This window comes from Candidatus Accumulibacter contiguus, assembly GCF_012940005.1.
Taxonomy (GTDB): domain Bacteria; phylum Pseudomonadota; class Gammaproteobacteria; order Burkholderiales; family Rhodocyclaceae; genus Accumulibacter; species Accumulibacter contiguus.
This window is the reverse complement of sequence record NZ_SPMX01000110.1, coordinates 1-3,052: the sequence shown is the minus strand read 5'-3', so window position 1 is coordinate 3,052 and position 3,052 is coordinate 1. Positions and strand designations below refer to the sequence as shown.

3 protein-coding genes and 1 pseudogene are annotated in these 3,052 nt (G+C 55.5%); all 4 read right to left on the bottom strand.

The window, feature by feature from the left end:
• Positions 1–512: 512 nt before the first annotated feature.
• Positions 513–1,100 (bottom strand): PEP-CTERM sorting domain-containing protein, encoded by a 588-nt coding sequence (locus tag E4Q08_RS23335; protein ID WP_169072170.1) that lies wholly within the window; start codon positions 1,098–1,100, stop codon positions 513–515.
• Positions 1,060–1,629, bottom strand: coding sequence for a hypothetical protein (locus E4Q08_RS26315; protein ID WP_169072169.1), 570 nt, complete (start codon positions 1,627–1,629; stop codon positions 1,060–1,062). The genes E4Q08_RS23335 and E4Q08_RS26315 overlap by 41 nt, the downstream gene beginning before the upstream one ends.
• A 505-nt stretch (positions 1,630–2,134) precedes the next feature.
• On the bottom strand, positions 2,135–2,590 hold the full coding sequence (locus E4Q08_RS23325; RefSeq protein ID WP_169072168.1) for a hypothetical protein: 456 nt from the start codon (positions 2,588–2,590) through the stop codon (positions 2,135–2,137).
• A gap of 45 nt (positions 2,591–2,635) precedes the next feature.
• Positions 2,636–3,052, bottom strand: a pseudogene (locus tag E4Q08_RS23320) (IS701 family transposase); the annotation flags it as partial.

Genomic DNA, 3,052 nt, shown 5'->3' with positions numbered 1-3,052 from the left:
GTCTTGGCGGCGTTGATGGTCGCGCGCACGAAGCGGAAGGTCACGAGCGCGGCGCTCTTGATGAGGCGCGTTTCGCTCTCGGCAACGGTCGGCGTGAGGGGGACGGGTTGAACTTGGGTTTTCATGGTATTGCTCCTGTTGAAGGTACCAATGGAAAGCGGCACCGCTCCAGAGGAGACAATGCCGCTACGGGTGTGAGGATCAGGGCGGTTGTCCTGGACCTCGACTACGGGGGAAGGCTGGCGGCTACGTTGAGCGCAGCGCCAGACCGACGCAACGGGGAACGACGTTTGTCCGGAGAACGGACGAAGAAAAAAGGAGTCTCTTGATCTAGAGGCTAAAGAGACTCCTTTTTCGGGGAAGAGAAAGCGATTCCGAACCGGGGGGGCGGGTTTGTGGGAAGGGGGGATGGGTAAGGGCGCGAGCGGGTGCGCCCAAATTTTTGCAAAAATTTTTTGTGGCTCTCTAGCGCGCCTCAATTCGGCACAGCCGAAAGTTCTCTATGGTCGAGATCAGGTTGCGGACTCTTTAAAGCGACGACGCGAGGCCAACAAGCCCAGACCAAGCAGTAGCAAGGCCCAGGTTTCTGGCTCGGGAACCGGTGCCAATAGGTAGCCTTCATGAGTACCAGTGTGAATGTTGAGCGCTGGGCCGACAATCCACCCTTGGTCGTTGATAGCGTTAGCCCCGATAAGTACCCAGCCCGCACTCACTACGCTCGGATCGAGGAAGCTGTTGAGATCGGTCGCCGTCGCGCCATTCCACAAGGTAGCATGCTCAGCAACGTTGCCCGTGGTGTACGACCACCCTACCACTTGGCCAGAGTTATTGATGGCGACGGCTTGGCTGTGTGTGCCACCTACCGTGCCTAAGTCAATGGTCGTGGTGCCATTCCAGATGGTCGCGTGAAAGGCAGTGCTGCCCAGGATATCTGAAGACCCTGCCACCACGCCGGAGTCGTTGATGCCGCCGGCGTGACTATTGGCCCCGCCAAGCGTGCCTAAATCGGTCGCCGTAGCTCCGTTCCACACGGTGGCGTGGTAGACGCCTCCGACGATGTCAGAAAACCCTGCCACCACGCCGGCATCGTTGATGTCCATTGCGTAGCTGTTCGTCCCGCCCAGCGTTCCCAGGTCGGTCGGCGTGGCACCATGCCAAATGGTTGCATGATACGGAGCGCCACCTGGGGCAAGAAGGGAATACCCTGCCACGACGCCAGCGCTGTTGATAGATTGGACGAAGCTTTGTGTTCCCCCCCAGCGTACCGAGATCGGTGACCGTAGCACCGTTCCACATCGCAGCATGGAAGGTAGCATTGCCCGTGGTATAGGACTCCCCGGCGACGATGCCGGCATCGTTGATGGCGATGGCGTAGCTGTTTGTCCCACCCAGCGTACCTAAGTCCGTTGATGTCGTGCCATGCCAAACGGTAGCGTGAGTGGCGGTATTGCCGATGATGCTGGCCGACCCTGCGATTACTCCAGTATTGTTTATGACATAGGCATCACTGTGAGTCCCACCCAGCGTGCCCAGTAATGTGAAGGTATAGGGTTGAGCACTCACCTGGGTCGCGCTCAATGTCACGCCCGTGAAGGCGATTGCACACACGGTTCGCACGCTCGATTTCATGAGGTTCTCCAGGTCGGGGTACGTGTCGTTCAGCTAAGCAGACACAAGATAATCTTAGATTCTGAATCAGCGTGCAGCAGCGTCTACGCCCCGCGATCCACGCATTTGGCAATGGCAGCATTCGATCGCAGGTTGAGGCAGTGTCTTAACCCAAGTTTAACATCCGGGATAAAAACATCTATTTAATCAGCTTGTTGCGACGGTACGGTTTTTTTGTAGTGCAAAATAGCCGTAACTACTCAGGTAAAATTGTTATGTAAAAACAATTGGTTAGAAACATGAAAACAATGGCATAAATTTGCAACCACTTGATTCTAAATCAGTCCCATTCGTCATTATGCTATTTCAATATTCGCAACGTGTTGATTTTTAACAAGATGCAGTACCTGAGTAGTTACAAATAGCCTTATAACACATTGATTGTAAAAAATGTTTTTTTGCATGTTAAACCCCGGTTAAGTCAGAATTGCCGGGCTTGGTGTGAGCAATTCCTCTACTCGCTGATCTAGACTTGATCTGTGGGTGGGTGTCTGCTGGCGGGCTCGCCGCAAGAACTACTGGTTGCGGTGCGGGAGCAATAGGTGTTGACGGTGAGGGCGCCAGCAAGGCTGTGGGCTTGTCGGTGGTTTTGTTGGCGAGAAACGCGGCAACGACGATTAAGGTGACAACGGACCCAGTCCAAGATGCCCCTTCTTTCTTTTCTTCCGGCATTGTTGGGGGCAACTTGGGCGCCTTTGGCACAACAGCTTTCTGACTGTTTATGTAAGAGATGCCCACGAAAAAATGCAACAGCCACTGCGAGTAGATCGACAGCCGCATAGGCTGGACTGCCGGTTACCACACCGATGACGCCAGCAATCATCGCGGTGACCGCGAGCCAAATCTTGCTGCGTTTCACTGCCCCAACGACAAGCACCGGAACGGCGTGCAGCAGGGCAATGAGGATGACCGTAAGCGTCATCGCGGAATCCTAAGGAGGCGAGCAATATTAACTTGTAATTCTACATTAACAGATTCTAATGGCATTTTTGGGTGCTGGCGGCTGCCTTCGGTAGGCGCTGTCGCGGGCGCTTTGTCGCCGTGCATGACGCTCGGCGATGATTCGCACGAGGTCTTCGCGACCGTGAATCTTCACCGGGAGCTGCGCCACGAGCATGTCGACGACATCGGCACAGGACAGTAATTCGGCGTAGGGTGAGTGTTGCCGCCGCTCCTTGACGAGAAAGAGTAGTGCAACGCAGACGAGCGCCATGTGGTTGTACCAAGCCCGCCACTTGCGTACCTGGTAGTCGGCCATCCCACAGCAACCTTTCGCATTCTCGAAGGCGCGCTCGATGAAGTGGCGCTGTGCCTGCATGCGTGCCAGCTCGCGAAGTGGCGTGTCGGGCGCGCGTTGGAGAGCAGTGAACTTCACCTCCTTGCC